This window comes from Pseudomonas syringae pv. cilantro (assembly GCF_001293775.1).
Classification (GTDB): Bacteria; Pseudomonadota; Gammaproteobacteria; order Pseudomonadales; family Pseudomonadaceae; genus Aquipseudomonas; species Aquipseudomonas syringae_P.
Map to the genome: position 1 here is coordinate 256,253 of NZ_LGLN01000081.1, position 26,196 is coordinate 282,448.

Sequence of the window (26,196 nt, forward strand, 5' to 3'; positions counted from 1 at the left end):
ATACATCTTCAGCGGATGTACTGGCCTCTTCGCGAACAAGCGAAGCGTCGCCCGGCTCGCTCCCGCAAGACTTATGACTTGAGCGCCTAGCGTAGATCCCCCGGCTCAACCCTGCTTCTGATTAACCCGTGCCAAAAACGTCATCAACGCCCCTGACACAAAGCCCGGGTTTTCCAGATTGGCGATATGCCCGGCCTCAGGCACCAGCACGTAAGGGCAGCCAATCAGATTCGCCATCTCACGCGTCTCCTCAGGCGGCCTCGGGATGTCCGCATCGCCACACATCACCAGCGTGGTATCCGCATTCAGCTGCTCGATCAACCCAAGCCGATCATCACGACCAAAGATCATTCGCCCCAATGGCACGACGGTCTGGCGCAACTGCTCTGCATTCATGCCCGCCAACGCCGACCGAAACGCCTGATACACCGGCGACTGCGGATCAATACCAGGCCGGAAGAAGATCGGCACCACAATGTCCAGCAGCGGCTCAGGAAAAGCACCGGCCTCTTCGAGCTTGTCGAGCAACGAGAAGTAATAGGCCTTCTTGGCCTCCGATTCTATGCCCAGATAAGTGTCCATCAGCACCAGCCCGGTAATCCGCTCGGGCGCGAGCAATGCCGCAATCGCACCCCACATACCGCCCACCGACAGCCCGACGATACTGCAACGCTCGATATTCAAATGATCCAGCAGCGCCAGCGCATGCCGGGCCAGATCATCGAGATTGCGAGTGCCCTCAGGAAACCCGTCAGACTCACCATGCCCCCAAAGGTCCGGCACAATCACCCGATACCGGCTGGCCAGCGTGTCGACCTGCGCACTCCACATCACCTTGTCCCAGAGGTAACTGTGGCCCAGCAGGACAACCGGCCCGGTGCCTTGGTCAGCGTAGTGAAGGGTATTACCGTCGATGAGTAGATCCGGCATTTCTGATGATCCTCTGTCTGGTCTTCCAGCATTCAGTTCAAACCACCCATGGCAGGCAGCTCATGATGTTGACGTGTATGCATGACCATTTTGTTTAAGTTCGCGCTGCAACGGACCAGTCGGTCATTTTTCAGCGGAGCTATCTTACACCGATCTTTTCGACGATGGATGCGCTAGTAACCGCAGAAGGAAAATGGCAGGAAGCTGGCTATCAGCCAGTCAGCGCACTCAAATCAAGAGGCCTGACCGCACCCATTCAGATGGCATGATCGGTATGGTCACGCAGCTCATCGCCCGTCAACGGATGCAGAAACACCACTAGCCCATCGCGATTCAACGCAAGCCACAGCGTAACGTCAGCCAACTGCTCATGCCCGAACGCCAACTGACAACTCCAGTCCGGATGCGGCCCGACCCGCTTCTGATGGACGCGCCCCATCTGCACGGCAAATTTCTCGGTCGCGGCCTCGCACAGGGCTCGGGCCTGGTCCAGGGTTTGGGCGTTGAAATAGATGTGGGCGTGGTAGCCGTGGATGTCTTGCATTGAGGTAGAGGCTCCTTTCTCAGCTGAAGGCCCGACTGATGCAGGTGTGTCGTCAGCCTTGATCATTTTTCTCGTGTGTAGACCGATAGTAGGTCCTGCATGAGGGTTGAGAAAGTCTCATGACCGTCTTAGATGTGAAGCCTCACAGCATCGAGCGGCTCCAAAACGACGCTCTTTGCCAATAAAATACACGCTGCACCGCAGACAGCCTCGAGCTCAAAAAATACAAGCTTGCCGGTGCGTACGAGGTCCAGTTTCTGTAAAAAGCCAGCGCTGTTTAAGTCGTCTGATTGAGGATCGCGTCCTTTCATCATGAAAAACAAACAATGTGCAGTTTTTACTGATTGATCGTTGCTGGCATCGAAAAATTTATGAGTTTGATAATATTCAAAACCTTAAAAACTTATTACCACCACAGCTTAAAAGAAGTGGAGAGTATCCTTAGATTAATTGCAGACCTTGAAGGTGGCGACTATAAAAAATTCGTTCCTTCTTGACCACGACGGCTCACACTTTTTTGCAAAACAGCGAAGAAATGGGTAACGTCGTGATTGAAGAAATCGTGACCATTCTGAATAAGAGGCAACCGTGAAAAAAGAATACTACATAGTTCTTGCATTGATGCTGATGATCTTCGGCGAGATTTTGACTATTTACAGCGAGGTCTACGCTGCAAAGCTACCGGGCAAGCTATTAGACTCACCGGCCATGTTTCTCAAGCCTATGATTTTGATTAGCATAGCCGGGATCAGCTTAGTATTCGCTTACTGGCTAGGGTATCAGGCGACAGGTAATATATGGGTGGTGACAGTAACGTCTTTAACGTTGCTATTGATACTTGAACCTATTGTTATTTATGCCATGCTAAGAGAGATACCGCAGAGGGGCGCTATTATAGGATTCATATTGGGTGCGGCGGGATTAATTTCAACAGTTGCACTGTAATATTAACGGGGGCGCTCATGACGACGACCGAGACGAAAACCTGTACCGTGTGCGGATATGAATACAACCCTTTAAATGGAGACCCTGATAATGGAGTACCTCCGGGCACGCCATGGGAAAGCATTGATAATTCTTGGCTATGTCCAGACTGTCAAATGCCGAAAACTGATTTTGAGTAAACGTCTTAAGCGGCTCGAAAGGACTCTCTAATCGCCGATAGCTTTGCTCCTGAACCAAAAAAATAAACTCCCTGCAGAACCAGTCGCGCACGCTACTGGTTCGCATTTGCAAAATCGCAGAGTCGGTGTATTTCTATCCAATGAATAATTTAGGCCTTTAACACCGAACACATCCCCCCCTTCAAACCGCAATCGAAGGCAACGGCCTGCCCGCCAGCGAAACCCCGCTCAACGCCTGCTCGCTCGCCAGCCAGTCCATGAACTGCTGAACAATCTGCACCCGCCGTTTGCGCTGTATCCGCGCCACAAACCCCACCTAGCAAAAAATGAGGATCTGGTTTAGCGAGGCATCTCTGGCGAGCAGTTTCCTGGCAACAACGCTTCGTAGTCTTCCTGATTTTTATCTTTCCATACATCACCGCTTGCCTCATGGAACCGGTAACCAAAGGGCAAGGCTAAAAACTTCACCAGGTCAGGACGATGCTCCGCCACATGGTAGGCGTGAACCGTCTTTAGCGTTTGTGTATCGCCGTTATACCGGTCTGTGGTTATCCACCAGCCAGACATATGCTCGGGCGACGGATAGCGAACGCCCTCAACGGCGTCGCCCTCGAACACACCATCAGAAATGACTATCAGTTGATCCTGAAGTGGGACGGAATACTCGACGCCGAGTTTTGCACACAGTGCGTGCTGCTCGGCCCACATTTTTAGCGTAGTTGTGATACCGAGTACATAGTCATCTGTCAAAGGGACTTGTTCAAAAAATATTAGCTCCTGACAATCATTGAGCTGCATTTTTGTTATCCAGGAGCCGTAGCCCAAGGTTTCATTTGGTGAAATCTTATGACCCGTTTCGAGATAATGAAAAACCGTCTCAACAAACTCAATTGCGTATTCTTCTAAATCTTCATCATGAGCCTGAACATTTATCTCGTAACCGTACTTTTGTAGAAGCCCATCGGTTTTTAGCATCAATCCAAATTTATTTAGGGATACATTTATCTTCACCGATTTTCCCTCTAGACGTAGCGTAATTTTTTACACCATGTACAGCTAGCAAAGCAGGACGTGTATGCATACATATAAGCCCATGCTCGTTAAACCAAGTGAAGCTAATTCCATATGATCCGAGGAAATCCTGGCTTCGAAAGCTGCATAGCTCCCGGCCCATTAAACCCATCCGGGCTCACATCAATTCTAACCTTTGCTAAACCTTCGAAAACAAACTCAATTTCCAGTTCGCTTTCTGAGACGCTTAAAAGCTTTTTCCCTTGTAGACCCTTAACTGTCGAGCCAATAATGCTGTATGAATTATAGACGCTCACTATAATGTCCTCGGAAAAAAAAATAGTTGAAAATAGTCGTGAATAACAAGCGCCGTTACAACATCACTTCCAACAAGATTAGTAAGAACAGCCATCGCATAACTCCCGATTATTTGATGCTAGTCCCATATGACCAGAGGAAACCCTGGCCTCAAAAGTTCCATAGCCTCCGGGCCACGAAAACCATCCGGACTCATATCAACCCTAATTTTTGCCAAGTTTCCAAATATCAATTCAATCTCCTGCTCACCTTCCAATACGCTTATAAGCTCTTTTCCTTTAAGCAAGGATATCGTCGAGCCATAAATTTCATATGTATTATTGACATTCAAGATACAGCCGCCCGTGAAGTAAATTTGCACATAATCATGCACAACGCACGCTTTTGTGACACGACGTCCGATAAGCCAGTCAAGACCACTCATTCTGTTAAACTCCAATACCGGTATGTGCCCAGTCCAGGTTTTATAATCCTCACCCACATTAACACTTTGTATGCCGATGCAATCAAAAAGCGAATACGCCTACTTCCGCAAACTCTGTAGGAAGTTTCCGTTAGAACTTTCGGCGCGGAAAAGGTTTGCAATTCAGCCCATGAGCACATCCACCCTTCAAACCGTAATCGAAGGTAACGGCCAGCCGCACGGTATGCTCCAACCAAAAAACTTAGTCATTTTCATTTATAAAAAACTACTAGATTATGCATGATGATTTATTAGTCTCATCACGACCTCTCTACTTTAGTAAGGCGAACTCAAAGTTAATGCTACTTACCTAAACCGCATCAAAAAAGGCCATCCATCCCACACATCTGAACTTGGATGACCTTTACATAAAAAAGTTATATTGTATCAAGCAGCTCTAAACTGACGCTTTCCGACAATGCAATAAATGTTGCACCGCAAACAGCCTCAAGTTCGAACAAAACAAGCTTGCCCGCGCGGACGAGCTCCAATTTCTGTAAAAAGGTAGAGTCCTTTAATTCTCCTTTTTTAGGGTCGCGCCCCCACAACAGAAAAAATAAACAATTTGCAGTCTCTACCTCTTGCTCTTTGCTGAAACCGAAAAAATTAACGCGATCAATAATATTCAAAATCCTCATATCATTAAGGACAAATTTATCGATACCTTTAACAACTATTTGATAGCACTTCTTACCCTCCCATGGGCTTGTTACGCGTATTCGAACTTGCTTTTCAATTGAAAATACATGGATAGATTCAAGTGTAGCTTCTACTAAAACATCCCACTTACTCATAAAACATCCTCAATTTCTCGGCAAAGGTGAATAATTACGACCAGGGTGCTCTCGAACGCCGCCCGGCCACTCATGCACATGAGGTGTATTGTGACCTTGATGGGGCTTATCATAGTCTCTCATCGGTGTACCGTCAGCCCCATACTCACGAGTCCGCCGGATACCCTCTTTGACTTCGCCAGGTTTACCTTCGTAAGGGACATCTTTATCACGAACTTTCTTCTTGGAATCCTTGTTAGTATTTTCACCTTGAGCTTGATCTGCCTCATTGGTTCCATAGCCACTTTCTGTGCTTTCGCTTTGTACCTGCCCTATGCTCCATGGTATGGGGCTGTTGCTGCTCACGGGATAAGCCATCACGTTACTATCAAAACCATCATCCTTCGCTAAGCCGCCGCTCTTTAGGGCAGACGTAATAGCCGCCGCGCCAGTCAAAGCTGTTAGCGCATAAAATGCTGGAGCTATTAGGAACGCGTATTCCCCGTCAGGATCTACATACTTTTGAGGATTATTGTTAGCATAAGCATATCGATTAAAGCTATGCAGATTACTTTCCTGAAAGTCGACCGGATCAGCACCCATGAAGCGACCGAGCAGTGGATCGTAATACCGTGCCCCCATGTAAGAAAGGCCGGTATTATCGTCAAATACTTTTCCATGAAAACCGACCTTGTTGCTACTGACTGGACTCGTTTGGTTTAGCTTTTCTCCATACGGTTTATAGCTTTCCTTCCAGAGTAGATTGCCAGCTGCATCGGTGGCGACCATAGGGCTGCCGGATATATCATTATGAAAATAGGTAACGTTGTTTGCCAAAGCGGCATGAGTCACCATGAGTGCCAGCATCGCGACACTGACTTTGCGAAATAACCTTTTTATGAATTGCATGGGTCGGTCTCCTTGACACCCGATCATGGGTTTACCTGCTGTGCAATGCGCTGGTCACCCAGATAGAAATACTCGGTTAGCTGGTCTCCCTCGAGCTCCATCCGTAACCTTCCATTAGCATCTTGCATCTCGTATATCTTGCTACCTGCAGAACTGACGGAGCTTCGTTGATTCAAACCATCGTACTGATATTCAACTTTTTTGTCGGGACTCTCGCAGTTAACGCACACGAGGTTGGACGCATTATTGTAAAGGTAAGCGTTGTCAGCACTACTGCTAACGTTGCCATACGCATCGTAGTTCATACTTGCGGTACGCTGTCCTTCGACAGAAGCCAGGCGATTTTGTGCGTCGTAGTTATAGGTCAGGCTTGAATTGCCAAACGTTTTTTGGATCAAATTTCCTACACCGTCGTAGGCAAGCGTTCCTAACCCCCAGAAACCATCGGCACTCACCAGACGATCAAGTCTGTCGTAAGCAAGGGTACGGTCCATGTTGTTGTCCACACCGTCCCTGATGGTCAACAAGTTACCCGCACCATCATAGTCGTACATGCTTTTCAGGTAATCGACTCCAGCGGGTGAGGTAATGTTGAAAGAAGCTGGCCAGGGACGACTATTTTGTTCGTAACTGACCGTCGTACCGTTGGCATAGATGACCTGTTTAATCATACCGTTCGGCCAATAAGCAATATTGCTAACGTAGCCCGATACCAGTGTGGGCCTGCCTAATACGTCTGGCGCATATTCAACTATGCGACCAGACGGATTATAAGTTAGGCTTTTCAGCCGATCATTTTCATCGTAGGCATAAGAAAGCTCAAACAGTTTACCTTCAATAGAAAGGCTTTCCGTTATGACGAACCCTGCAGGATTGTATGTAAAGCTTCGAATACCCGTGCTGCTCTCCGCTATTAGCAGATTATGTTGTTTATCATAAGTATTTTTGATAGCGGGAGTGCCTTGCGCATGATCGATTGCAGTTTGTCGATTCTGCCCATCGTATGTGTATGTTGTAATATCTGACTGCCCCACCTGCTTTGAAGTCATATTGCCTGCAATGTCTCGACCGTAGACCGTGTCTCCAGTTTCGGGATTGCTGACCGAGATCAAATAACCATTTGCGTTATAGCCGTAATGGCGGGTGTAATTGCCTTGTGTGACCGACGTCACTTGTTCGCGAGCATTTCGAGTCAAGGTTATACTGGCTGCCGGATCCGACGGCTGAAATGACATCAGAGACAATTTTTCGGGGTCGCCATAGCCACGATAGTTATAAGTAGTGGAATTGCCTCGTTCGTCAGTTACGACTTTGTGGGCAAAACCGTAGGCAGTGCTTTGGTAGGTACCGTCCGCATGGGTGATCCGAATGACGCGACCCAGCGCATCATACTGATAACTGGTTCCCATACTTGAGTTAGGGTCTGAAGTAAACGTTACGCGGCCATAGGCATCGTACGCATAGGTGGTTGTTATATCACCTCGAACACTACTGGAGACACGACCAGATAGATCATATTGAGTTATCTCGGACAGATTGCCGCGCAGATTTGTCTTGCTGGTGGGTGTGTATATTATTTTTTGACCAGCGCCTTGCGGCGGAGTGATAGATGTTACGCGATTCAGCCTGTCGTATTCGTAGTGTGTTGTGTGGCCTTCACCGTTGGTCTCAGAGGTAACATTGCCAGCGTCGTCGACCGCACGCGAAATAGTAATACCCTCTGGCTGAACCTCAGCTTGCGGAGTACCGAGTTTATAATTCGTGTAGCTGTAATGACGATCACCCGGGCGAATTTGCGTCGCTTGATTACCTTGCACATCGTAGGTATACGCAGTCGCAACACCATCGCGATTGTAATTGATTAGCTTGCCGTTCTCATCGTAGATACGATGTACAGAGCTATCAGGCGACATCTGGTCTATAGGGCGACCGATTATCCATTTATCAGTATTATTATACCAAGTCAGCGTGGTAGTTCGACCATCACTATTAGGACCTGTTTCAATCAGGGTCCCAGGATTGCCATAAGCATCGTAGTTAGAATAGTGACTACTGTAGGTTGCGCCATCACGAACAAAAGTTCGCTCTTGAAGGTCCGCCGCCCAGATTGCTTCGTCTATTACCACACCGAGTTCAAAAACATAATCTCTTCCCGGCGAAACAAACCGTTGCTGCCACTTGTATATTTCGTAACTCCCGTCCGGACGGGTAATTTTAACCGGGCTTCCTATGCTCCACACGGTATTGTTTATAGTATTTCCATCTGTAGCAATACTGTATCCAGGACCAATGAACTCATGGATGGTTGTGCCATCCGGCCCGGTGATAATTGTACTATCGTATTGTCCAATACTTCCTCGATTATAGGCATAAGCCCAGTGATTTCCGGCTGTATCAATTTTGCCGCTTATACGCTCGAATCGTGACCAGACAAAGCGCCCACCAAGACGCCCCTGCAGGTCCACATAAGAATATTCGTATGTTGTTGTTCCACCACTGGGCTGTTCAATCGATATGAGCTTGCGAGCTGCCGCTCTTTGATTATTTGCATGACTCGTATTGGAAACCTCTATCTGAAACCATTCTCCAGGATGATAGGCATATTTCCAGACTTCTCCAGTAGGTCCAGTTACCTGAGCCAGTGCTTGAGAGTTCAGATGATCTTTTGCGGTATATCCATACTGAACCATGCGCTGATTATTATCGACCAGCGAAAGCAGGCGGCCCGTCGCAGGTGCGTAATTAAAATCAACAGATCTGCCGTCACTGGACGTTATCCTAGATAAAAGCGTGTCGGATTTTTCGCAATTGGCGGCGTCTTCAATATTGACTTGAAGACAGTGATCAATATAGACGCTCCCTGAAACTGGAACGCTTAAAGGCGGGCCAAATTGGGTGTAATCATAAGCTATCCAGTTGCCATGAAGATCAGTTGCCTTTTTAGGCAGAAAAACAGATTCCGTAAAATCTGGATCTTCGATAGGAAGCGATGTAACTGAGGCACTAAATCTCATGTCTAAATCGGCGCGCCCCATGTCATACCGAACACCCGATGGAGACGTTAGCGTGAGCACCATTGAATCACAGCGTAAACGCCAATTTGATTTGGTTCTGTCTTCATAAGGAGCAACACGATAAAATTTTTCGCTACTACCGTCCGGAAGCCTCAAATTGAATCTGGCGTTATCACGTTCACCTTGATTGCTACACCACTGAAAAGTCGAGTTCATATAATAGTTAGGTGTCCCGCTGCCATCACGAAGATGATAATTGGTGGCATGATGAATCTTCGGCGCTGCCGCGATTGTCCAGCCTGGCCCTAAAGCGGTCCATTCCGTACTTTGTCTATATGGTGCAGCAAGTCCGGCTGTTAAACGCTGTAGGTCGTAGCTTCGATGAATATTGATATCCATACCTGCCGTTCCAGGAATACTCAAATCAATATGACTGACTTTGAGATTACCGGACCAAGGGTCCACAGTGTCAACCGCACTGGAAACCAGCCCAGGATTTTTCTTCGGTGCTAAGTCATACGGCGTGGACTCTAGCTCTTCAGAGTGTCCAAGCTGACTTCCCAATAGCGCGCCCAATAGCAAAACGTTCATAATATTGTTTTTCTTTTTTCCAGGCATGTTAGATCCATCCATTATCTTAAATAGTAAAAAGCAAAGCTCACGGCAGCCTTCCACAGCCTCATTGATTTGATATAGATTTTTAGGCCCATGATCATTTGTGACATGCCATAAGCTGGTTAGTATTGATACGTCATGGGCAAAATGCTTTATTTAGAAGCACTTAAACTGATCTATAAGTTAAACCTGAAACACTTATTTTATGCGCCTTTCAAGCACGACCCGGGATGATTAAATCCGTCAGATTGCGTCACAAAAATTTATTTTCGAAAGCCTTAACTTAAAGTCATACCCAATTGCAGCTGCCATCTGATGCACAACCTAAGTAATGCTATACAAGAGCAAAAGTAAACCTAATTACGTCCGAAAACCTTGTAGGAAATTTCGTCCTAACCAATAGCCGCTTCGAACTTAATTTAATTCAGCCTTGAACACCGAACATATCGCCCCTTCAAACCGCAATCGAAGGCAACGGCCTGCCCGCCAGCGAAACCCCGCTCAACGCCTGCTCGTTCGCCAGCCAGTCCATGAACTGCTGAACAATCTGCACCCGCCGTTTACGCTGGGGCAAAACCACGTAATAGCCCTGACCGGAAATCGCAGCGCCGGCGATGGGGCGGCAGAGCAGGCCTTGGTCGAGGAGGTCGTCGACCAGGTGTTTCCAGCCGATGGCGATGCCTTGTCCGCCGATAGCGGCCTGGATGAGCAGGGTGTAGTTGTCGAAGCGCAACTGGCCGGGCGCGGGGGCCTGGGGGATGTCGAGGGCGCGGAATACGCCAGCCCAGTCGAACCAGTTGTTGATGCTTTCGCCACGCAGGTGCAGCAGCGGGAAGTCGCGCAGGGCGTCGTCGGGCAGTGGCGTCTGGCGGTCGGCAATCAGCAGCGGGCTGCACACCGGAAAGACTTCTTCGCTGAACAGCCAGTGGCTTTCGCCTTGTTTGAAGCGCCCGTCGCCAAACAGCACGGCGACGTCGATATCGGCGCGCAGCATGCTGTGGGTACGCTCGCTGGTCACCAGGCTGACGTCCACGTCGGGGTTGACCTTGTGGAAGCGGTGCAGGCGTGGCATCAGCCAATAAGCGGCGAAGGCGAAGTCTGTCGCCACTTGCAGCACCTCGTGCTGGTGCTGCTCGGTGATCGCTGTCAGCCCGCTGTCGATGGACTGCAAGCCCGCCTGTACATGGCTGAACAATATTTCACCCGCTTCGGTAAGCTCGATACCGCGATAAATCCGGTCAAACAGTCGGGTTGCCAGTCGCTCTTCAAGACGTTTGATCTGCTGGCTGACGGCAGGCTGGGTGGTGCCCAGTTCGATGGCCGCTGCAGTAAAGCTGCGCAGGCGGGCCGCGACTTCAAAAGCACGCAGCAGGTCGAGGGACATGTCGCTAAAAGCTTCAAACATAAGCGGTGCTTATCCTAGGCATTGCTGTACATGGGCTTTACCATCAAACACGAGGGCTTCATCCTCATACCCGGCACTTTCGCATAACTTTTCACAATGGGATGCAGCGATTACATGAAGCGCAAAAATATTCTGTTCATCATGGCCGATCAAATGGCCGCGCCAATGTTGCCGATCTACGCGCCGTCCCCGGTCCTGATGCCGAACCTGAGCCGCCTTGCTGCCGGCGGTGTGGTGTTCGACTCGGCCTATTGCAACAGCCCGCTGTGCGCGCCCTCGCGCTTTACGCTGGTAAGCGGCCAGTTGCCGAGCAAGATCGGTGCGTATGACAACGCGGCTGACTTTCCGGCGGACATCCCGACCTATGCGCATTACCTGCGCGCGCTGGGCTACAAGACCGCGCTCGCGGGCAAGATGCATTTTTGCGGCCCGGATCAGTTGCACGGGTACGAAGAACGCCTGACCAGCGATATTTACCCGGCCGACTACGGCTGGTCGGTCAATTGGGATGAGCCGGATGTGCGCCCGAGCTGGTATCACAACATGTCATCGGTGTTGCAGGCTGGCCCGTGCATTCGTACCAACCAGCTGGACTTCGATGAAGAGGTGCTGTTCAAGTCTCAGCAGTACCTTTATGACTATGTACGTCAGGACGGTGATGCGCCGTTCTGTCTGACCGTTTCCATGACCCACCCTCACGACCCGTACACCATTCCGCTTCCGTTCTGGGACCTGTACAACAACGACGAGATCCCGATGCCGACGCCGCACGCCAATCAGGCTGCGCTGGATCCGCATTCGCAACGGCTGCTCAAGGTGTATGACCTGTGGGACAAGCCGATGCCGACCCACAAGATCCGCGATGCCCGCCGCGCCTACTTCGGCGCGTGCAGCTACATTGACCTTAACGTCGGCAAGCTTATGCAGACGCTGGATGAGGTCGGGCTGGCCGAAGACACCATCGTGGTGTTCTCCGGCGATCACGGCGACATGCTGGGCGAGAAGGGCCTCTGGTACAAAATGCACTGGTTTGAAATGGCCGCTCGCGTACCGCTGGTGGTGTACGCGCCCGGTGAGTTCAAGCCGGGGCGGGTCAGTGCGTCGGTATCGACCGCCGACCTGTTGCCGACCTTTGTCGAGATGGCCAAGGGCAAGCTGGACAGCGGGCTGCCACTGGACGGCCGCTCGCTGATGCCACATCTGAAACGCCAAGGCGGGCACGATGAGGTGTTCGGTGAATACATGGCTGAGGGCACGACCAGCCCGTTGATGATGATCCGTCGCGGCGCTTACAAATTCATCTATTCGGAACAGGACCCATGCCTGCTGTTCGATGTGAAGAAAGACCCGAAAGAACAGAACGACCTGAGCCAGTCGCCAGCCCATGAAAAGCTGTTCAATGACTTCCTGGCCGAAGCTCGGGCGAAGTGGGACATCCCGGCGATACACCAACAGGTGCTCGCCAGCCAGCGCAGACGGCGCTTCGTCGCCAAATCGCTGGCAATCGGCAAGCTGAAGAGTTGGGATCACCAGCCACTGGTCGACGCCAGTCAGCAGTACATGCGCAACCACATCGATCTGGACGATCTGGAACGCAAGGCACGTTTTCCGCAACCTTGACCCTGCCCACACCAATAATCAAAAAGGGGTACATCGATGAAGAAGTTATCCACAGTTGTTGCGGTCGCGCTCATGACATTCGGCAGCCTTGCAGCGCGGGCAGAGGATGCCAGTTGCAGCACCGTAAAAATGGCCGATCCAGGCTGGAGTGACATCGCCGCCACCAACGCCATCACCGGCGTGGTGCTGGAAGGGCTGGGCTACAAGCCCAAGGTCGATACGCTGGCGGTGCCGATTGCCTACGGCGGTTTGAAAGACGGCAAGCTGGATGTGTTTCTGGGTAACTGGATGCCGGCGCAGCAGGGCTTTTACGACAAGTTCGTGGCCACGGGTGACGTGACGCAACTGGCCAGAAATCTTGAAGGAACCGAGTTCACTCTGGCCGTACCGGATTACGTCTGGGACGCAGGTGTGCACAACTTTGCCGATCTGAGCAAATTTGCCGACAAGTTCGACAAGAAGATCTACGGCATCGGTTCCGGCGCACCGGCTAACCTGTCGCTGCAGGAGATCATCAAGAAGAACGAGTTTGATCTGGGCCAGTGGAAGCTGGTTGAATCCAGCGAACAGGCCATGCTCGCCGAGGTCAATCGCAACGTGAAGAAGAAGGCGTTCGTGGTCTTCCTCGGCTGGACGCCGCACCCGATGAACGTGCAGATCAAAGGCATGCACTACCTCAAGGGCGGCGAGAAATACTTTGGCGACACCGGCTCGGTCTTCACCCTGACCCGCAAGGGTTATGCACAAGCCTGCCCGAACGTCGGCAAGCTGCTGACCAACCTGAGCTTCACCCTGGACATGGAAAACAGCATCATGGCCGAGGTGACCAACAAGAAGGTCAGCAACAGTGCAGCCGCCAAAGCCTGGATCAAGGCCAACCCGGCGGTGCTGGACACGTGGCTGGAGGGCGTGAAGACGGTTGATGGCAAGGACGGGCTGGCGGCAGTGAAGGCGAAGTTGTAGGCCTCGACACTATGTAGTGACCCGGCGTCAGGGGGGTTCCACTGCGCCGTTTTTTCAGCAATATTGGCGCTGCGAAGCGTCATTCTGGAATAGCAATAAGGAACCAACGGAAGGGGACAAACCACTAGACTGCCGTGCGGCCTATCCGCTAACTCTGGAGAACAGTATGAAAAAGTCACTTATACCCCTCTCGCTGGCCCTGATTCTGAGCACATCGTTTGCCTCTGCGGGTAGCTGGCCTCCAGAAACCAGCGCCAAAGTGCCTGGAAACGCGCTGGAATATCCGACCAAGCTGGAGGCCGTCAATGTCTCTATGGAAGAGATGCTCAATGCAGGAGCAACGGTCGTTTCTTCGTACGTAGCAGACATTGGTCCGGTAGTGACCCTCAAGAACAAGAAACACTATGTTATCTGCATGCTCAGAGGTGCTGGAACCGGGTCAGACACAAACGTCGCCACCTCGAAATGCTACGCCATGAACTAGCGTTCGCTCGCGGCTCCGGGCAGAAACGGTCTGACGTAGTGATGCAGTGACCCATCCAACATGAGGGACCGATGCGCTGGTTCAATCTGCATAAATTCCTGCCGTTTCTCGCCTGGCTGCCGCGTCAGACTCGCGCCAGCGTCGGGCGGGATGCGCTGGTGGGTTTGAGTGGGGCGATTCTGGCGTTGCCGCAATCCATCGCATACGCACTGATCGCCGGCTTGCCGCCAGAATACGGCCTGTACGCCGCCATCGTTCCGGTCGTCATCGCCTGCCTGTGGGGTTCGTCCTGGCACTTGATCTGCGGGCCGACTGCGGCGATTTCCATTGTCTTGTATGCCAGTGTCAGTCCGCTTGCCGTCCCGGCCAGTCAGGACTACATCATGTTGATCCTGCTACTGACGTTCATTGCCGGGGTCTTCCAGCTAGTGCTCGGCATGATGCGTTTCGGCGCGCTGGTGAATTTCGTTTCGCACTCTGTGGTACTCGGATTCACCCTGGGCGCGGCCATCGTGATTGCCCTCGGGCAGATGCCCAATCTGCTGGGCCTCGATCTACCGAGTCAGACCACAGCCCTCAACAGCCTGAACGCCGTGCTTGAGCATCGCCGTGAAGTCTATATGCCGTCGCTGATACTTGGACTGCTGACGCTGGTGCTGGGCATCGGCCTCAAGGCTCTGGTGCCACGCTGGCCGACGCTGCTGATCGCGCTGGTATCGAGCAGTCTGCTGGTCTGGCTGTGGCCAGCGATGTTCGGCCAGGTCCGAGTGGTTAGCGCCTTCGCCGGGCATTTGCCGCTGTTCAGCCCGCTGTCGCTGGACCTCGAGTTGATCCTCAGATTGCTGCCGACGGCCGTAGCCGTGGGCATGCTCGGGCTGGTCAACAGCCTGTCGATTGCCCGCTCGCTGTCGGCACGCTCGCAGCAGATGCTCAATGCCAATCAGGAAGTTCGCGCTCAAGGGCTGTCGAATATGGTCGGCTCGCTGTTTTCCGGCTACCTGTCTGCAGGCTCGTTCACGCGCGCCGCGCTGAATTATGACGCGGGCGCACGCTCACCGTTGGCCGGGGTGTTTTCGGCGCTGTGGGTGGCGCTGTTCGCGGTCGCCGGAGCATCGTTGATCTCGCATATTCCGATTCCGGCCATGGCAGCCTCGATCCTGCTGATCTGTTGGGGGCTGGTGGATCGGCGTGGCATACGTGCGCTGTTCCGCGTCAGCCGCGCCGAGTTTTTCGTGATGGCGCTGACCTGCCTGGCTACGCTGTTGCTGGAGCTGCAAACCGCGATCTATGCCGGCGTGCTGGCCTCGCTGTTCTTCTACCTCAAGCGCACCTCACAACCCCGCGTGCAGCAATGGCGCGAGGGCGATGATGAGGTGCTGCGGGTCGGTGGCTCGATCTTTTTCGGCGCCAGCCACTACCTGCAAACCCGCCTGCAACGCACCAAAGGCCTGCGTGTGGTGATCGATGCGCAGCAAATCAACTTCATTGATTATTCGGGCGTGGAGATGCTTCATCAGGAAGCCAGGCGTCTGGGTCAGCAGGGGCGAGTGCTGGTTCTGCGCAATGCAAGACCGCAGGTGATCGAGGAGTTATACAAGCTGGAAGGTGCGGAGCAATGCCCGATTTCGTTTGAGGATTGAGCTATGGATCATCGTCATAGTGTTCAGCGTTGTACAAAGGTCCTGATAAGCCCGTAGATTTGGCTTCTGCCCAAAGGGCTTGGGAGCGGCCGGGGCGGCGATCCGCATTGTCCGCGAAAGCTTTATTTCGGGTGGTACATCTTTAGCGGATGTACCGGCCCATTCGCGAACAAGTTCGCTCCCACGCCCTCCGGGCAGAAGCCAAATCTGCGGGCTTAGCAAGACTTGTGGATAACGCAGAGCGTTGGAAAAATAGTCGTTCAGTTAGCGTGCCAGTGATTCAACCCGCCGCCAGCAACCTGCGCAACTCAGCCAGTACCGGAGCCGAATCAGGCCGCACGCCGCGCCACAGCAGGAAGGCTTCTGCCGCCTGTTCGACCAGCATCCCCAAACCGTCAACCGATTGCGCCGCGCCGTGCTCCGTGGCCCATCGGCAAAAGGCGGTGGGTTCTTTGCCGTACATCATGTCGTAGCAGAAGGTTACGCCGGGCTGGATCAGGCTTGGGGAAACAGGCGGCAGTTCTCCGGCCAGGCTGGCGGACGTGGCATTGATGATCACATCCACCGACTCTTCAAGCCAGTCGAAACTGCTGGCGAACACCGGGCCAAGGTCGGCAAATTCCTGCGCCAGACGTTCGGCTTTTTCGACCGTGCGATTGGCGATCACCAGCGCTGCAGGCTCTTGCGCAAGTAACGGTTCAAGCGCGCCACGCACAGCACCGCCCGCGCCCAGTACCAGAATCCGCTGGCCCTGCAAGCTTATTGAGCAATTGACCGTCAGATCGCGCACCAGTCCTGCACCGTCGGTGTTGTCGCCCAGCAACGTGCCGTCGTCGAGCTTGCTCAAGGTGTTGACCGCGCCAGCGCGCTGGCCGCGCTCGGTCAGGCTGTCAGCCAGACCAAACGCCTCTTCCTTGAACGGCACGGTCACGTTGGCACCACGCCCGGTCTGGAAAAATGCCTGGGCAAACGCAGTGAAGTCCTCGAGCGGGGCCAACGCAGCCTGGTAATCCAGTGGCTGCCCGATCTGCTCGGCAAACAGGCGATGAATCAGCGGCGACTTGCTGTGACCGATAGGGTTACCGAAGACAACGTAGCGATCCATCAGTTGTCCGCCAGCCAATCGCGATCGGTCAAAAAGTAATCAGTCAAACGCGCTTCTTCGCTGCCCGGCGCGGCTTTCCAGTCATAGCCCCAACGCACTTGCGGCGGCAACGACATCAGAATCGATTCGGTTCGGCCACCGGATTGCAGACCAAACAACGTGCCGCGGTCATAGACCAGGTTGAACTCGACGTAGCGCCCACGCCGGAACTCTTGAAACTCGCGCTGCTGCACGGTGTACGCCGCAGCCTTGCGACGGCGCACAATGGGCAGGTAAGCATTGATGAATGCATCACCGATGGCGCGGATGAACGCGAAGCTGGTGTCGAAATCCCACTGGTTCACGTCGTCGAAAAACAGACCGCCGATACCGCGCGGCTCGTTGCGATGCTTGAGGTGGAAGTAGGTGTCGCACCACGCTTTGTAGCGCGGATAGACATCATCGCCAAACGGCGCACAGGCGCGCTCGGCAACCCGGTGCCAGTGCACGCAGTCTTCTTCGACGCCGTAGTAGGGCGTCAGGTCGAAACCACCGCCGAACCACCACACCGGCTCTTCGCCTTCTTTTTCGGCGATGAAAAACCGCACGTTGGCGTGAGACGTCGGCACATGCGGGTTATGCGGATGGATTACCAGCGAAACACCCAACGCCTCGAACCCGCGCCCGGCCAGTTCAGGCCGATGTGCGCTGGCCGACGGTGGCAGGTTGCTGCCGAACACATGGGAGAAGTTGACGCCGCCTTTCTCGATGACCGCGCCGTTTTCGATAACCCGTGTGCGACCGCCGCCGCCCGCAGGACGTGTCCAGGCATCTTCGATGAAGTGTGCGTTGCCATCTTCCTGCTCAAGCGCGATACAGATGCGGTCTTGCAGGTCGAGCAGGTAGGCTTTTACGGCCTCGGTGCGGGTACTCATGGCGATCCCTTACGGCTGACTTCAAACGGCTGGCCCCCTGAGCAGAAGGGGCGCAGGCAAATTGGCGCGTAGCATACCATCGGCAGGCGGGACTGGCAGTTGACGCAGGTCGGGCGAAGGAGTCCGATAGGGTTTTTCGCAGCCCTTCAACCATCAAGGAGAGAACACATGGCAAAGCGTATCCAGTTCAGCACGGTCGGAGGACCCGAGGTGCTTGAATATGTCGATTTCGAGCCAGAGGCGCCGGGGCCGCAGGCGGTGGTTGTGCGTAATAAGGCTATCGGCCTGAATTTCATCGATACCTATTACCGCAGCGGGCTGTATCCGGCCTCGTCATTGCCGTCCGGTCTGGGCGCGGAAGGGGCCGGTGTGGTCGAGGCGGTGGGCGATGAGGTGACGCGCTTCAAGGTCGGCGACCGGGTCGCTTACGGCACCGGGCCGCTGGGGGCGTACAGCGACGTGCATGTGCTGCCCGAGGCGAATCTGGTCAAGCTGGCCGACTCGGTCAGTTTCGAGCAGGCCGCTGCGCTGATGCTCAAGGGCCTGACCGTGCAATACCTGCTGCGTCAGACCTATCAGGTGAAGCCGGGCGAGATCATTTTGTTTCATGCCGCTGCGGGCGGTGTCGGCTCGCTGGCGTGCCAATGGGCCAAGGCACTGGGCGCGAAGCTGATCGGCACGGTCAGTTCGCCAGAGAAAGCGGCCCACGCCAAAGCACTCGGCGCCTGGGAAACCATCGACTACAGCCACGAAGATGTCGCCAAACGTGTGCTGGAGCTGACCGACGGCAAAAAATGTCCGGTGGTCTATGACGGCGTGGGGCAGGACACCTGGCTGACGTCACTCGACAGCGTAGCGCCGCGTGGGCTGGTGGTGAGCTTCGGCAATGCCTCGGGGCCGGTTTCCGGCGTGAACCTGGGCATTCTGGCGCAGAAGGGTTCGGTGTATGTCACGCGCCCGACGCTGGGCAGCTACGCCAACAACGCGCAGAGTCTGCAGACCATGGCCGATGAGCTGTTCGACATGCTCGCCAGCGGCAAACTCAAGGTCGACAACATTCAACAATACGCCCTCAAGGATGCCGCCCAGGCGCAAACCGAGCTGTCAGCCCGGCGCACCACGGGCTCGACCATTCTGATCCCGTAAGTCAGCGTCAGCCTGCGCGCATGACCTGCCCGGTCGCGATGTCGCGGATTACGCTGGGGTTTCGGCGGCCGCCCAGGCTGCCACCGAGTACCCTGTCGATCTGACCGCGGAAATACTGCTCGACGCGTAATCGCGAGCGCGCAGCCGGACGGCCTGCCGGGTTGGCCGACGTCGAAATCAACGGACCGACCAGCGCGCACAGCTCGCGCACGGTCGGGTGATCGGTGACGCGCAACGCCACGGTTTCATGAATTCCGGTGATCCACTCGGGCAACAGGTTCTGATGCGGCACCAGCCAGGTGTTCGGCCCCGGCCAGGTGCTGGCCATGCGGTCGAGCCAAAGCTCCGGGAAGTCTTCGAACAGGAAGTCGAACTGGCGAATGTTGTCGGCAATCAGGATCAGGCCTTTTTCCACCGGCCGCGATTTGATCGCCAACAGGCGGTAGACCGCTTCTTCATCCCATGGATCACACCCCAGCCCCCAGACTGCTTCGGTCGGGTAGGCAATCACCGCACCGGCTCGAATATCCTGAGCGGCTTGTTGCACACGCCAACTGCTGACCATTGTTTGTCTCTCCGCTAAATCCTGGCAGCAGTTTAACCTCAGGGCGCTCTGGCGAACCATCGTCCCGCTTCACAGCTGATTCTCCCGTCCAGTTCCAGCTCCGTCAGGCCTGCCAGGACCTTGGGCAATGGCCAGCCGCTGGAAACCGAAAGCCCCTCGCTGGTATGCGGCGCGGCATGCAATAGCGCCAGCAACGGATGATCGCAGGGCGCGGGCCTTGCAGGTTGCGCGGCCCGGCCGGGCGCTACGCTCCTCCAGTGCTGCAAGCCTTCAAGGATGTGCTCGACGGTCTCGACCAGCGTCGCGCCGTCACGGATCAACTGGTGACACCCTTTGGCGCCCGGATGGTGAATCGAGCCCGGTATCGCGTAAACCTCACGGCCATGTTCGGCCGCCAGTCGGGCGGTGATCAACGAGCCGCTGGCGACGCTGGCCTCGACAACCAGCACACCAAGCGACAAGCCGCTGATAATCCGGTTGCGGCGCGGGAAGTTGCTGGGCTGCGGTCCGGCGTCCAGCGGGAACTCGGAAATCACCGCGCCGCCCTGTTCCGCCATCTGTGCCGCGAGAGCACGATGCTGCTGTGGATAAAGTTTTCGAGCCCGGTGCCCAACACGCCGATTGTCAGCCCGCCGACATCCAGTGCACCCTGATGCGCGGCGCCGTCAATGCCGCGAGCCAGACCGCTGGTGACCACAAAACCGGCACCCGCCAGGCTGCGCGCAAACGCCCTGGCGGTGTCCAGTCCGGGTCTGGAGGCGCGACGACTGCCGACCATGCCCAACTGCGGACGTTCGAGTATCGAGGGGTCACCGGCAATGAAAATCAGCGGCGGCGGATCGGCGATCTCGGCCAGCAGCGCGGGGTAGCAAGGGTCGTCCCACATCAGCAAATGCTGGCCCGGACGCTCTAGCCAGGCTAAGGCTGCGCTTGCACCATCGCGTACCGAGGCATCCCGTCGCGCCTCGGCGCACGCACTCGGAATACCCAGCGCACGCCATGCACTGGCCGGTGCGCTCAGTGCCGAGGAAGCCGAACCGAACGCATCGATGAGCCTGGAAAAGCGTTTCGGTCCGACCTCAGGCAAGCGATGTACGCGCAAACGCGCTTCCAGCTCTGCGGGTGAAGAGAGGGCTTTTTCGAACAGTGGCATGAGATCGTCCCTGATCCATAGTGCATCTCAAGTGATGCACAAACCTGTGGATAACTCTGTTGACAACAATTTGATAACTGACTGGCTGGTAACACAATTCCGTATCAGAACTGAAACATGGGCTACGGGTTGCGAACCTTGTCCATGATGGCCAAAGATCGGTTGGCTTGCAGGACCAAGGCGTAACTAAGCTTGTCGTAAGTGCGGAAAACCATCAGCAGGCCGGCCCGTTCGTCGGGGATTTTCACGTATTCACCCGTGACCCGGTCGCGCACCGTTTCGCTGGTCTTGTAGATCGCCAGGACGTTGCCTTCGGTCAGACCGTCGCGCTTGCCTCTGTTCAAGGTCACCACGTCCATCACGCCCACCTGGGTGACGCCACGCGGCACATCCAGAATCAAACCGTCGACCTGGCCCTGCGGCGCGCTGGGCAGGAAGGTCGAGTTGATCGCCCGCTCTTCGCTGGCGAACAGGCGATCGCCGGGGCGTACTTCCTGGGTGGTGCGCTGCAACGTCAGGGTCGAAACGTCGCCCTCGGCGGCAATCACCTCAGCACTGCCGACATCGTCGGCGTTGATCCCCAGCACTTCGTTGGTTTGCGGATCGACGTAAACCTTGCCTTGGCGAAAGATGCCGTAGACGGAGTGCGCCGGGTCCAGCCGGCCGCGCGAATAGGCGCGATCACCCGCGCCGCTGAGCACGCGCTCGGCGTTGCCGGCGACGATGTACGGCGCTCTGTCGAACTGTTCGGCACTGTCGACGATGCGGTTGCTGATCAGGAACGCGTTGATCGCGCCCAGCGGAATGCTCGGAATCGCCTCGACCATCGGCGTACTGCGCACACGCGGTGACAATTTAATGGTGCCACGCGACTCGCCACGGTTGAGCGTCACCCGTGGCTGGCCGTCTACCCAGCTCAGCGCAAGCGTGTCGCCGGGGTAGATCAGGTCGGGATCACGGACCTGCGGATTGGCCCGCCAGATCTCGCGCCATTTCCACGGTTCACGCAAAAACTTGCCGGAAATGTCCCAGAGCGTGTCTCCGGCGACAACGGTGTAGCTCTGCGGATAGCCTTCCCTGAGTTGCACTTGCGCCTGGGCAAGACCGCTGGCGGTCAGGAACAGCAGGGCGAGTAGTGATTTCCTCATGCGGTGAATCCCTTTATCATGTTGCCTCACGCGAACCCTAGAGTCCTGTCCTGGGTTGCCTGCCTTGAACTCCCGAGCCCGGCACCCGACCTTGACTTTACCTTAACAGTGCAGCTCTTACGTATATGGCCATTCTAAACATCCTCGAATTTCCCGATTCGCGCCTGCGTACCATCGCCAAACCTGTAGCGATGGTAGACGACGGCATTCGCCAGTTGGTCGACGACATGTTTGAAACCATGTACGAAGCGCCGGGCATCGGCCTGGCCGCGACGCAGGTCAACGTCCACAAGCGCGTGGTGGTCATGGACCTCAGTGAAGACCGTAGCGAGCCGATGGTCTTCATCAACCCTGAAATCGAAAAGCTGACCGATGAAATGGATCAGTATCAGGAAGGCTGCCTGTCGGTGCCGGGCTTCTACGAGAACGTCGACCGCCCGCAAAAAGTCCGCGTCAAGGCGCTGGACCGCGACGGCAAACCTTACGAACTGGTGGCCGAAGGCCTGCTCGCGATCTGCATCCAGCATGAGTGTGATCATCTGAACGGCAAGCTGTTCGTCGATTACCTGTCCAACCTCAAGCGTGACCGGATCAAGAAAAAGCTCGAAAAACAGCACAAGCTGAATGCCTGATCCGTCGTCCCTCCAAAAGGCCTGCACAAGGCCTTTTTGTTTTTTCAGAATGAGAAGCCCATGACTGAGTCACTGCGCATCGTCTTCGCCGGCACCCCGGAATTCGCCGCCGAACACCTCAAGGCCCTGCTCGACAGCCCTCACCAGATCGTGGCCGTGTACACCCAGCCTGATCGCCCGGCCGGTCGTGGACAAAAGCTGATGCCCAGCCCGGTCAAGCAACTGGCGTTGCAGCATGACATCCCGGTCATGCAGCCACCAACGCTACGCGCCCCTGAGGCGCAGGCCGAACTGACAGCGCTCGCGCCGGACTTGATGGTCGTTGTCGCTTATGGCCTGATCCTGCCGCAAGTGGTGCTGGATATTCCGCGCCTGGGCTGCATCAACAGCCACGCGTCGCTGCTGCCACGCTGGCGCGGCGCGGCACCGATTCAGCGCGCCGTGCAGGCCGGTGACACTGAAAGTGGCGTGACCGTCATGCGCATGGAAGCGGGCCTGGACACCGGGCCGATGCTGCTCAAGGCCGTGACGCCGATTACCGCGCAGGACACTGGCGGCACGCTGCATGATCGCCTGGCCGAACTCGGTCCGCCGGCGGTGTTGCAGGCTATTGCCGGCCTGGCGGATGGCTCGCTGGTCGGAGAGGTTCAGGACGACAGCCTGGCCAATTACGCTCACAAACTGAACAAGGATGAAGCGCGCATCGACTGGAGCCGTCCGGCCGATGAATTGGAGCGTCTGGTGCGCGCCTTCAACCCATGGCCGATCTGCCACAGCACGCTGAACGACGAAACCCTGAAAGTACTGGCGGCTGATCTGGCCGAAGGGCAGGGCGCGCCGGGGACTGTCCTCAGCGCCAGCAAGGACGGCTTGATCGTCGCCTGCGGCCAGAACGCCCTGCGCCTGACCCGTCTGCAACTGCCGAGCGGTAAACCGTTGAATTTCTCTGACCTGTTCAACAGCCGCCGCGAGAAATTCGCCATCGGCACGGTGCTCGGCCAATGAACCCGCGTCTGGCCGCCGCCAAGGCGCTCGCCGCCGTGCTCAGCGGCAAGGCGTCGCTGAACAGCTCGCTGCCCACGCAACTGGACAAGGTCGAGCTGCGTGATCGCGGTCTGACCCAGGATCTGGCATTTGGCACAGCACGCTGGCAGCCGCGTCTGTCGGCGCTGGCCGCCAAACTGTTACAAAAGCCGTTCAAGGCTGCCGATGCCGATGTCGAGGCGCTGCTGCTGGTGGGCCTTTATCAGCTGTTTTACAGCCGTATCCCTGCGCACGCAGCCATTGGCGAGACCGTCGGCTGCGCCGACAAGCTGAAAAAGCCGTGGGCCAAAGGCTTGCTCAACGCTGTGCTGCGTAATGCACAATGCGATGGCGAGGCGATGCTGATCGAACTGGAACACGACCCGGTGGTGCGCACCGCCCACCCGCGCTGGTTGCAAAAAGCCCTGAAAGCCGCATGGCCTGAACAGTGGGAAGCCATCTGCGCAGCCAACAACGCGCACCCGCCGATGATCTTGCGGGTCAACCGCCGCCATCACAGTCGCGATCAGTACCTTGAGCTGCTGAATACTGCCGGGCTGCAAGCCAGTGCCTGCACGTTCAGTCAGGACGGCATCGTGCTGGCCGAACCGTGTGACGTGCGCTCGCTGCCCGGTTTTGCCGAAGGCTGGATCAGCGTTCAGGACGAAGCCGCGCAACTGGCCGCCGACCTGCTGGAACTGGCCCCCGGCCAACGTGTGCTCGACGCCTGCTGCGCGCCGGGTGGCAAGACCTGCCATCTGCTGGAAGTGCAGCCGCAACTGAGCGCCGTGGTGGCCGTGGATCTGGAAGCCAAGCGTCTGGTGCGCGTGCGTGAAAACCTCGACCGGCTGGGCCTCGACGCCGAGCTGATCGCCGCCGACGCCCGCGACACTGCCAGTTGGTGGGACGGCACGCCGTTCCAGCGCATCCTGCTCGACGCGCCGTGCTCGGCCACCGGGGTGATTCGTCGTCACCCGGACATCAAGCTGACCCGCCAGCTGGATGACATCGCCGCACTCGCGACCTTGCAAGGTGAGCTGCTCGACGCGCTTTGGCCTACGCTGCAAGTAGGCGGCATGCTGGTGTACGCGACCTGTTCAACGCTGCCGACCGAAAACACCGAGGTCATCGAAGCGTTTCTGGCCCGGACGTCGGGGGCCAGAGAGCTGGATATCGCCGGGCAGGCCGGGCAGCCAGCGGCCGGCATCAAGCAGGCGCATGGTCGCCAGTTGCTGGCCCAACAGGGCGGTCACGATGGTTTCTACTACGCCAAACTGATCAAGATCGCGACGGCGCGGGAGTAAGCAGTTGAAAATCATCATTCTCGGTGCAGGTCAGGTCGGCGGTACGCTGGCCGAACATCTGGCGGGCGAAGCCAACGACATCACGGTGGTCGACACCGATGGCGACCGCTTGCGCAATCTGGGCGACCGTCTGGACATCCGCACCGTGCAGGGCAAAGGCTCGTATCCGGCAGTGCTGCGCCAGGCGGGTGCCGACGATGCCGACATGCTGGTCGCGGTCACCAGCAGCGACGAAGCCAACATGATTGCCTGTCAGGTGGCCTACACGCTGTTCCATACGCCCACCAAGATCGCGCGGATTCGCGAGTCGGCCTATCTGACGCGTGCAGGCCTGTTCGACAAGACCGCAATCCCGGTCGACGTACTGATCAGCCCGGAACAAGTGGTGACCAATTACATCAAGCGGCTGATCGAATACCCCGGCGCGTTGCAGGTGATCGACTTCGCGGAAGGCAAGGCGCAACTGGTCGCAGTCAAAGCCTATTACGGCGGGGCGCTGGTGGGTCAGCAATTGCGCCAGTTGCGCGCGCACATGCCCGATGTCGACACCCGCATTGCAGCGATCTACCGGCGCGACCGGGCGATCCTGCCGCGAGGTGACACGGTCATCGAAGCCGACGACGAAGTGTTTTTCATCGCGGCAAAAGCAGACATTCGTGCAGTGATGGGCGAGCTGCGGCGGCTTGACGAAAACTACAAGCGCATCGTCATCGCAGGCGGCGGCAACATCGGTGAACGCCTGGCCGAGGCCATTGAAAGCCGTTATCAGGTCAAAATCATCGAAATGAACCCGGCGCGCTGCCGCTACCTGTCGGAGAACCTCGACAGCACGGTGGTGCTGCAGGGCAGCTCATCGGACCGCGACCTGTTGCTGGAAGAAAATATCGGTAACACCGACCTGTTTCTGGCGCTGACCAACGACGACGAAGCCAACATCATGTCGTCGCTGCTGGCCAAACGGCTGGGCGCGCGCAAGGTGATGACGCTGATCAACAACCCGGCCTATGTCGATCTGGTGCAGGGCGGCGAAATCGACGTCGCGGTCAGCCCGCAACTGGCAACCATCGGCACATTGCTGGCCCATGTGCGACGCGGCGATATCGTCAGCGTGCACTCGCTGCGCCGTGGCGCGGCGGAAGCCATCGAAATCGTCGCGCACGGCGATTCGAGGTCCAGCAAGGTCGTCGGTCGCGCCATCAAGGACATCAACCTGCCGACCGGCACGGCGATTGGCGCAATCATCCGCGACGAGCAAGTGTTGATTGCCCATGACATCACTATGATCGAGTCCGGCGACCACGTGATCATGTTTCTTGTGGATAAAAAGTGCATCCGCGAAGTCGAGCGGCTGTTCCAGGTAGGGCTGAGCTTTTTCTGAACAGCGGCCAGACTG

The 26,196-nt window shown here is 55.8% G+C and carries 23 protein-coding genes and 3 pseudogenes; 11 read left to right on the plus strand and 15 right to left on the minus strand.

What is annotated here, in order from left to right:
* Positions 1 to 105 precede the first annotated feature (105 nt).
* From ABJ99_RS23695 to ABJ99_RS29375, 3 genes and pseudogenes are all read right to left on the minus strand, one after another.
* A complete protein-coding gene (locus tag ABJ99_RS23695) occupies positions 106 to 930 on the minus strand; it encodes an alpha/beta fold hydrolase (protein WP_054087870.1) in 825 nt (274 codons plus the stop codon).
* Between the two features lie 256 nt (positions 931 to 1,186).
* Entirely contained in the window at positions 1,187 to 1,474 is a 288-nt protein-coding gene (locus ABJ99_RS23700; protein WP_054087871.1) for a DOPA 4,5-dioxygenase family protein, read from the minus strand.
* 128 nt (positions 1,475 to 1,602) lie between these two features.
* Positions 1,603 to 1,842 (minus strand): annotated as a pseudogene (locus ABJ99_RS29375) (hypothetical protein); the annotation flags it as partial.
* A gap of 238 nt (positions 1,843 to 2,080) precedes the next feature.
* Between ABJ99_RS29375 and ABJ99_RS23710 the strand changes: the two are divergent.
* Both ABJ99_RS23710 and ABJ99_RS27780 read left to right on the plus strand, forming a co-directional pair.
* Positions 2,081 to 2,419, plus strand: coding sequence for a hypothetical protein (locus ABJ99_RS23710; protein ID WP_375232673.1), 339 nt, complete (start codon positions 2,081 to 2,083; stop codon positions 2,417 to 2,419).
* A 17-nt stretch (positions 2,420 to 2,436) separates the two neighbouring features.
* Positions 2,437 to 2,598: a rubredoxin gene (locus ABJ99_RS27780; protein ID WP_080378287.1), complete on the plus strand. Its 162-nt coding sequence runs from the start codon at positions 2,437 to 2,439 to the stop codon at positions 2,596 to 2,598.
* A 181-nt stretch (positions 2,599 to 2,779) separates the two neighbouring features.
* Here the strand turns inward: ABJ99_RS27780 and ABJ99_RS23715 are convergent.
* The 7 genes and pseudogenes from ABJ99_RS23715 to ABJ99_RS23750 form a co-directional block, all read right to left on the minus strand.
* A pseudogene (locus ABJ99_RS23715) lies at positions 2,780 to 2,908 on the minus strand (choline sulfate utilization transcriptional regulator); the annotation flags it as partial.
* A 29-nt stretch (positions 2,909 to 2,937) separates the two neighbouring features.
* The gene (locus tag ABJ99_RS23720) at positions 2,938 to 3,573 is read right to left on the minus strand and encodes an immunity protein Imm33 domain-containing protein (protein WP_054087903.1); all 636 of its coding nucleotides are present in this window, start codon (positions 3,571 to 3,573) and stop codon (positions 2,938 to 2,940) included.
* A 472-nt stretch (positions 3,574 to 4,045) separates the two neighbouring features.
* Entirely contained in the window at positions 4,046 to 4,351 is a 306-nt protein-coding gene (locus ABJ99_RS23725) for a hypothetical protein (RefSeq protein WP_054087873.1), read from the minus strand.
* 416 nt (positions 4,352 to 4,767) lie between these two features.
* A complete protein-coding gene (locus tag ABJ99_RS23730; protein ID WP_054087874.1) occupies positions 4,768 to 5,184 on the minus strand; it encodes a hypothetical protein in 417 nt (138 codons plus the stop codon).
* A gap of 9 nt (positions 5,185 to 5,193) precedes the next feature.
* Positions 5,194 to 6,072 carry an RHS repeat domain-containing protein gene (locus ABJ99_RS27790; protein ID WP_230081075.1) on the minus strand — a complete coding sequence of 293 codons (879 nt, stop codon included), beginning with the start codon at positions 6,070 to 6,072 and terminating at the stop codon, positions 5,194 to 5,196.
* A gap of 23 nt (positions 6,073 to 6,095) precedes the next feature.
* Positions 6,096 to 9,704 (minus strand): RHS repeat domain-containing protein, encoded by a 3,609-nt coding sequence (locus ABJ99_RS29380; protein ID WP_230081076.1) that lies wholly within the window; start codon positions 9,702 to 9,704, stop codon positions 6,096 to 6,098.
* A gap of 451 nt (positions 9,705 to 10,155) precedes the next feature.
* Positions 10,156 to 11,106, minus strand: a complete 951-nt coding sequence (locus ABJ99_RS23750) for a choline sulfate utilization transcriptional regulator (protein WP_054087875.1) — start codon at positions 11,104 to 11,106, stop codon at positions 10,156 to 10,158.
* A gap of 114 nt (positions 11,107 to 11,220) precedes the next feature.
* On the opposite strand from ABJ99_RS23750, the gene betC reads away from it, so the two are divergent.
* The 4 genes from betC to ABJ99_RS23770 all read left to right on the plus strand — a co-directional run bounded on the left by betC (position 11,221) and on the right by ABJ99_RS23770 (position 15,813).
* Positions 11,221 to 12,726, plus strand: coding sequence for a choline-sulfatase (betC, locus tag ABJ99_RS23755; RefSeq protein ID WP_054087876.1), 1,506 nt, complete (start codon positions 11,221 to 11,223; stop codon positions 12,724 to 12,726).
* A 36-nt stretch (positions 12,727 to 12,762) separates the two neighbouring features.
* Positions 12,763 to 13,689 (plus strand): choline ABC transporter substrate-binding protein, encoded by a 927-nt coding sequence (locus ABJ99_RS23760; RefSeq protein WP_054087877.1) that lies wholly within the window; start codon positions 12,763 to 12,765, stop codon positions 13,687 to 13,689.
* Between the two features lie 166 nt (positions 13,690 to 13,855).
* Entirely contained in the window at positions 13,856 to 14,173 is a 318-nt protein-coding gene (locus ABJ99_RS23765; RefSeq protein ID WP_054087878.1) for a hypothetical protein, read from the plus strand.
* 71 nt (positions 14,174 to 14,244) lie between these two features.
* Positions 14,245 to 15,813 (plus strand): SulP family inorganic anion transporter, encoded by a 1,569-nt coding sequence (locus ABJ99_RS23770; protein WP_054087879.1) that lies wholly within the window; start codon positions 14,245 to 14,247, stop codon positions 15,811 to 15,813.
* A gap of 280 nt (positions 15,814 to 16,093) precedes the next feature.
* On the opposite strand, the gene aroE is transcribed toward ABJ99_RS23770, so the two are convergent.
* Both aroE and hemF read right to left on the minus strand, forming a co-directional pair.
* On the minus strand, positions 16,094 to 16,918 hold the full coding sequence (aroE, locus tag ABJ99_RS23775; RefSeq protein ID WP_054087880.1) for a shikimate dehydrogenase: 825 nt from the start codon (positions 16,916 to 16,918) through the stop codon (positions 16,094 to 16,096).
* Positions 16,918 to 17,832: an oxygen-dependent coproporphyrinogen oxidase gene (gene hemF, locus ABJ99_RS23780; protein ID WP_054087881.1), complete on the minus strand. Its 915-nt coding sequence runs from the start codon at positions 17,830 to 17,832 to the stop codon at positions 16,918 to 16,920. The genes aroE and hemF overlap by 1 nt, the downstream gene beginning before the upstream one ends.
* 168 nt (positions 17,833 to 18,000) lie before the next feature.
* Here hemF and ABJ99_RS23785 point away from each other — a divergent pair, with 168 nt between their 5' ends.
* A complete protein-coding gene (locus ABJ99_RS23785) occupies positions 18,001 to 18,978 on the plus strand; it encodes an NADPH:quinone reductase (protein WP_054087882.1) in 978 nt (325 codons plus the stop codon).
* Between the two features lie 7 nt (positions 18,979 to 18,985).
* Here ABJ99_RS23785 and ABJ99_RS23790 read toward each other — a convergent pair whose 3' ends face one another.
* The 3 genes and pseudogenes from ABJ99_RS23790 to ABJ99_RS23800 all read right to left on the minus strand — a co-directional run bounded on the left by ABJ99_RS23790 (position 18,986) and on the right by ABJ99_RS23800 (position 21,844).
* Complete coding sequence (locus ABJ99_RS23790; protein ID WP_054087883.1) at positions 18,986 to 19,543, minus strand: L-threonylcarbamoyladenylate synthase; 558 nt, start codon at positions 19,541 to 19,543, stop codon at positions 18,986 to 18,988.
* Positions 19,544 to 19,581: 38 nt separating this feature from the next.
* A pseudogene (dprA, locus tag ABJ99_RS23795) lies at positions 19,582 to 20,696 on the minus strand (DNA-processing protein DprA).
* A 122-nt stretch (positions 20,697 to 20,818) separates the two neighbouring features.
* Positions 20,819 to 21,844, minus strand: a complete 1,026-nt coding sequence (locus tag ABJ99_RS23800) for a LysM peptidoglycan-binding domain-containing protein (protein ID WP_054087884.1) — start codon at positions 21,842 to 21,844, stop codon at positions 20,819 to 20,821.
* 125 nt (positions 21,845 to 21,969) lie between these two features.
* Between ABJ99_RS23800 and def the strand changes: the two genes are divergently transcribed.
* The 4 genes from def to trkA are packed head-to-tail and all read left to right on the plus strand — an operon-like array spanning position 21,970 to position 26,181.
* Positions 21,970 to 22,476: a peptide deformylase gene (gene def, locus ABJ99_RS23805; protein ID WP_003401459.1), complete on the plus strand. Its 507-nt coding sequence runs from the start codon at positions 21,970 to 21,972 to the stop codon at positions 22,474 to 22,476.
* 60 nt (positions 22,477 to 22,536) lie between these two features.
* Positions 22,537 to 23,481: a methionyl-tRNA formyltransferase gene (fmt, locus tag ABJ99_RS23810; RefSeq protein ID WP_054087885.1), complete on the plus strand. Its 945-nt coding sequence runs from the start codon at positions 22,537 to 22,539 to the stop codon at positions 23,479 to 23,481.
* The gene (gene rsmB / locus ABJ99_RS23815) at positions 23,478 to 24,803 is read left to right on the plus strand and encodes a 16S rRNA (cytosine(967)-C(5))-methyltransferase RsmB (RefSeq protein ID WP_054087886.1); all 1,326 of its coding nucleotides are present in this window, start codon (positions 23,478 to 23,480) and stop codon (positions 24,801 to 24,803) included. The genes fmt and rsmB overlap by 4 nt, the downstream gene beginning before the upstream one ends.
* Positions 24,804 to 24,807: 4 nt before the next feature.
* Entirely contained in the window at positions 24,808 to 26,181 is a 1,374-nt protein-coding gene (gene trkA, locus ABJ99_RS23820; protein WP_054087887.1) for a Trk system potassium transporter TrkA, read from the plus strand.
* Positions 26,182 to 26,196 lie beyond the last annotated feature (15 nt).

What these genes read in the sequence shown, in the direction of transcription:
- ABJ99_RS23695 (WP_054087870.1), bottom strand. Translation starts at nt 930, where the DNA reads ATGCCGGATCTACTCATCGACGGTAATACCCTTCACTACGCTGACCAA.
- ABJ99_RS23700 (WP_054087871.1), bottom strand. Translation starts at nt 1,474, where the DNA reads ATGCAAGACATCCACGGCTACCACGCCCACATCTATTTCAACGCCCAA.
- ABJ99_RS27780 (WP_080378287.1), top strand. Translation starts at nt 2,437, where the DNA reads ATGACGACGACCGAGACGAAAACCTGTACCGTGTGCGGATATGAATAC.
- ABJ99_RS23720 (WP_054087903.1), bottom strand. Translation starts at nt 3,573, where the DNA reads ATGCTAAAAACCGATGGGCTTCTACAAAAGTACGGTTACGAGATAAAT.
- ABJ99_RS23725 (WP_054087873.1), bottom strand. Translation starts at nt 4,351, where the DNA reads ATGAGTGGTCTTGACTGGCTTATCGGACGTCGTGTCACAAAAGCGTGC.
- ABJ99_RS23730 (WP_054087874.1), bottom strand. Translation starts at nt 5,184, where the DNA reads ATGAGTAAGTGGGATGTTTTAGTAGAAGCTACACTTGAATCTATCCAT.
- ABJ99_RS27790 (WP_230081075.1), bottom strand. Translation starts at nt 6,072, where the DNA reads ATGCAATTCATAAAAAGGTTATTTCGCAAAGTCAGTGTCGCGATGCTG.
- ABJ99_RS29380 (WP_230081076.1), bottom strand. Translation starts at nt 9,704, where the DNA reads ATGCCTGGAAAAAAGAAAAACAATATTATGAACGTTTTGCTATTGGGC.
- ABJ99_RS23750 (WP_054087875.1), bottom strand. Translation starts at nt 11,106, where the DNA reads ATGTTTGAAGCTTTTAGCGACATGTCCCTCGACCTGCTGCGTGCTTTT.
- betC (WP_054087876.1), top strand. Translation starts at nt 11,221, where the DNA reads ATGAAGCGCAAAAATATTCTGTTCATCATGGCCGATCAAATGGCCGCG.
- ABJ99_RS23760 (WP_054087877.1), top strand. Translation starts at nt 12,763, where the DNA reads ATGAAGAAGTTATCCACAGTTGTTGCGGTCGCGCTCATGACATTCGGC.
- ABJ99_RS23765 (WP_054087878.1), top strand. Translation starts at nt 13,856, where the DNA reads ATGAAAAAGTCACTTATACCCCTCTCGCTGGCCCTGATTCTGAGCACA.
- ABJ99_RS23770 (WP_054087879.1), top strand. Translation starts at nt 14,245, where the DNA reads ATGCGCTGGTTCAATCTGCATAAATTCCTGCCGTTTCTCGCCTGGCTG.
- aroE (WP_054087880.1), bottom strand. Translation starts at nt 16,918, where the DNA reads ATGGATCGCTACGTTGTCTTCGGTAACCCTATCGGTCACAGCAAGTCG.
- hemF (WP_054087881.1), bottom strand. Translation starts at nt 17,832, where the DNA reads ATGAGTACCCGCACCGAGGCCGTAAAAGCCTACCTGCTCGACCTGCAA.
- ABJ99_RS23785 (WP_054087882.1), top strand. Translation starts at nt 18,001, where the DNA reads ATGGCAAAGCGTATCCAGTTCAGCACGGTCGGAGGACCCGAGGTGCTT.
- ABJ99_RS23790 (WP_054087883.1), bottom strand. Translation starts at nt 19,543, where the DNA reads ATGGTCAGCAGTTGGCGTGTGCAACAAGCCGCTCAGGATATTCGAGCC.
- ABJ99_RS23800 (WP_054087884.1), bottom strand. Translation starts at nt 21,844, where the DNA reads ATGAGGAAATCACTACTCGCCCTGCTGTTCCTGACCGCCAGCGGTCTT.
- def (WP_003401459.1), top strand. Translation starts at nt 21,970, where the DNA reads ATGGCCATTCTAAACATCCTCGAATTTCCCGATTCGCGCCTGCGTACC.
- fmt (WP_054087885.1), top strand. Translation starts at nt 22,537, where the DNA reads ATGACTGAGTCACTGCGCATCGTCTTCGCCGGCACCCCGGAATTCGCC.
- rsmB (WP_054087886.1), top strand. Translation starts at nt 23,478, where the DNA reads ATGAACCCGCGTCTGGCCGCCGCCAAGGCGCTCGCCGCCGTGCTCAGC.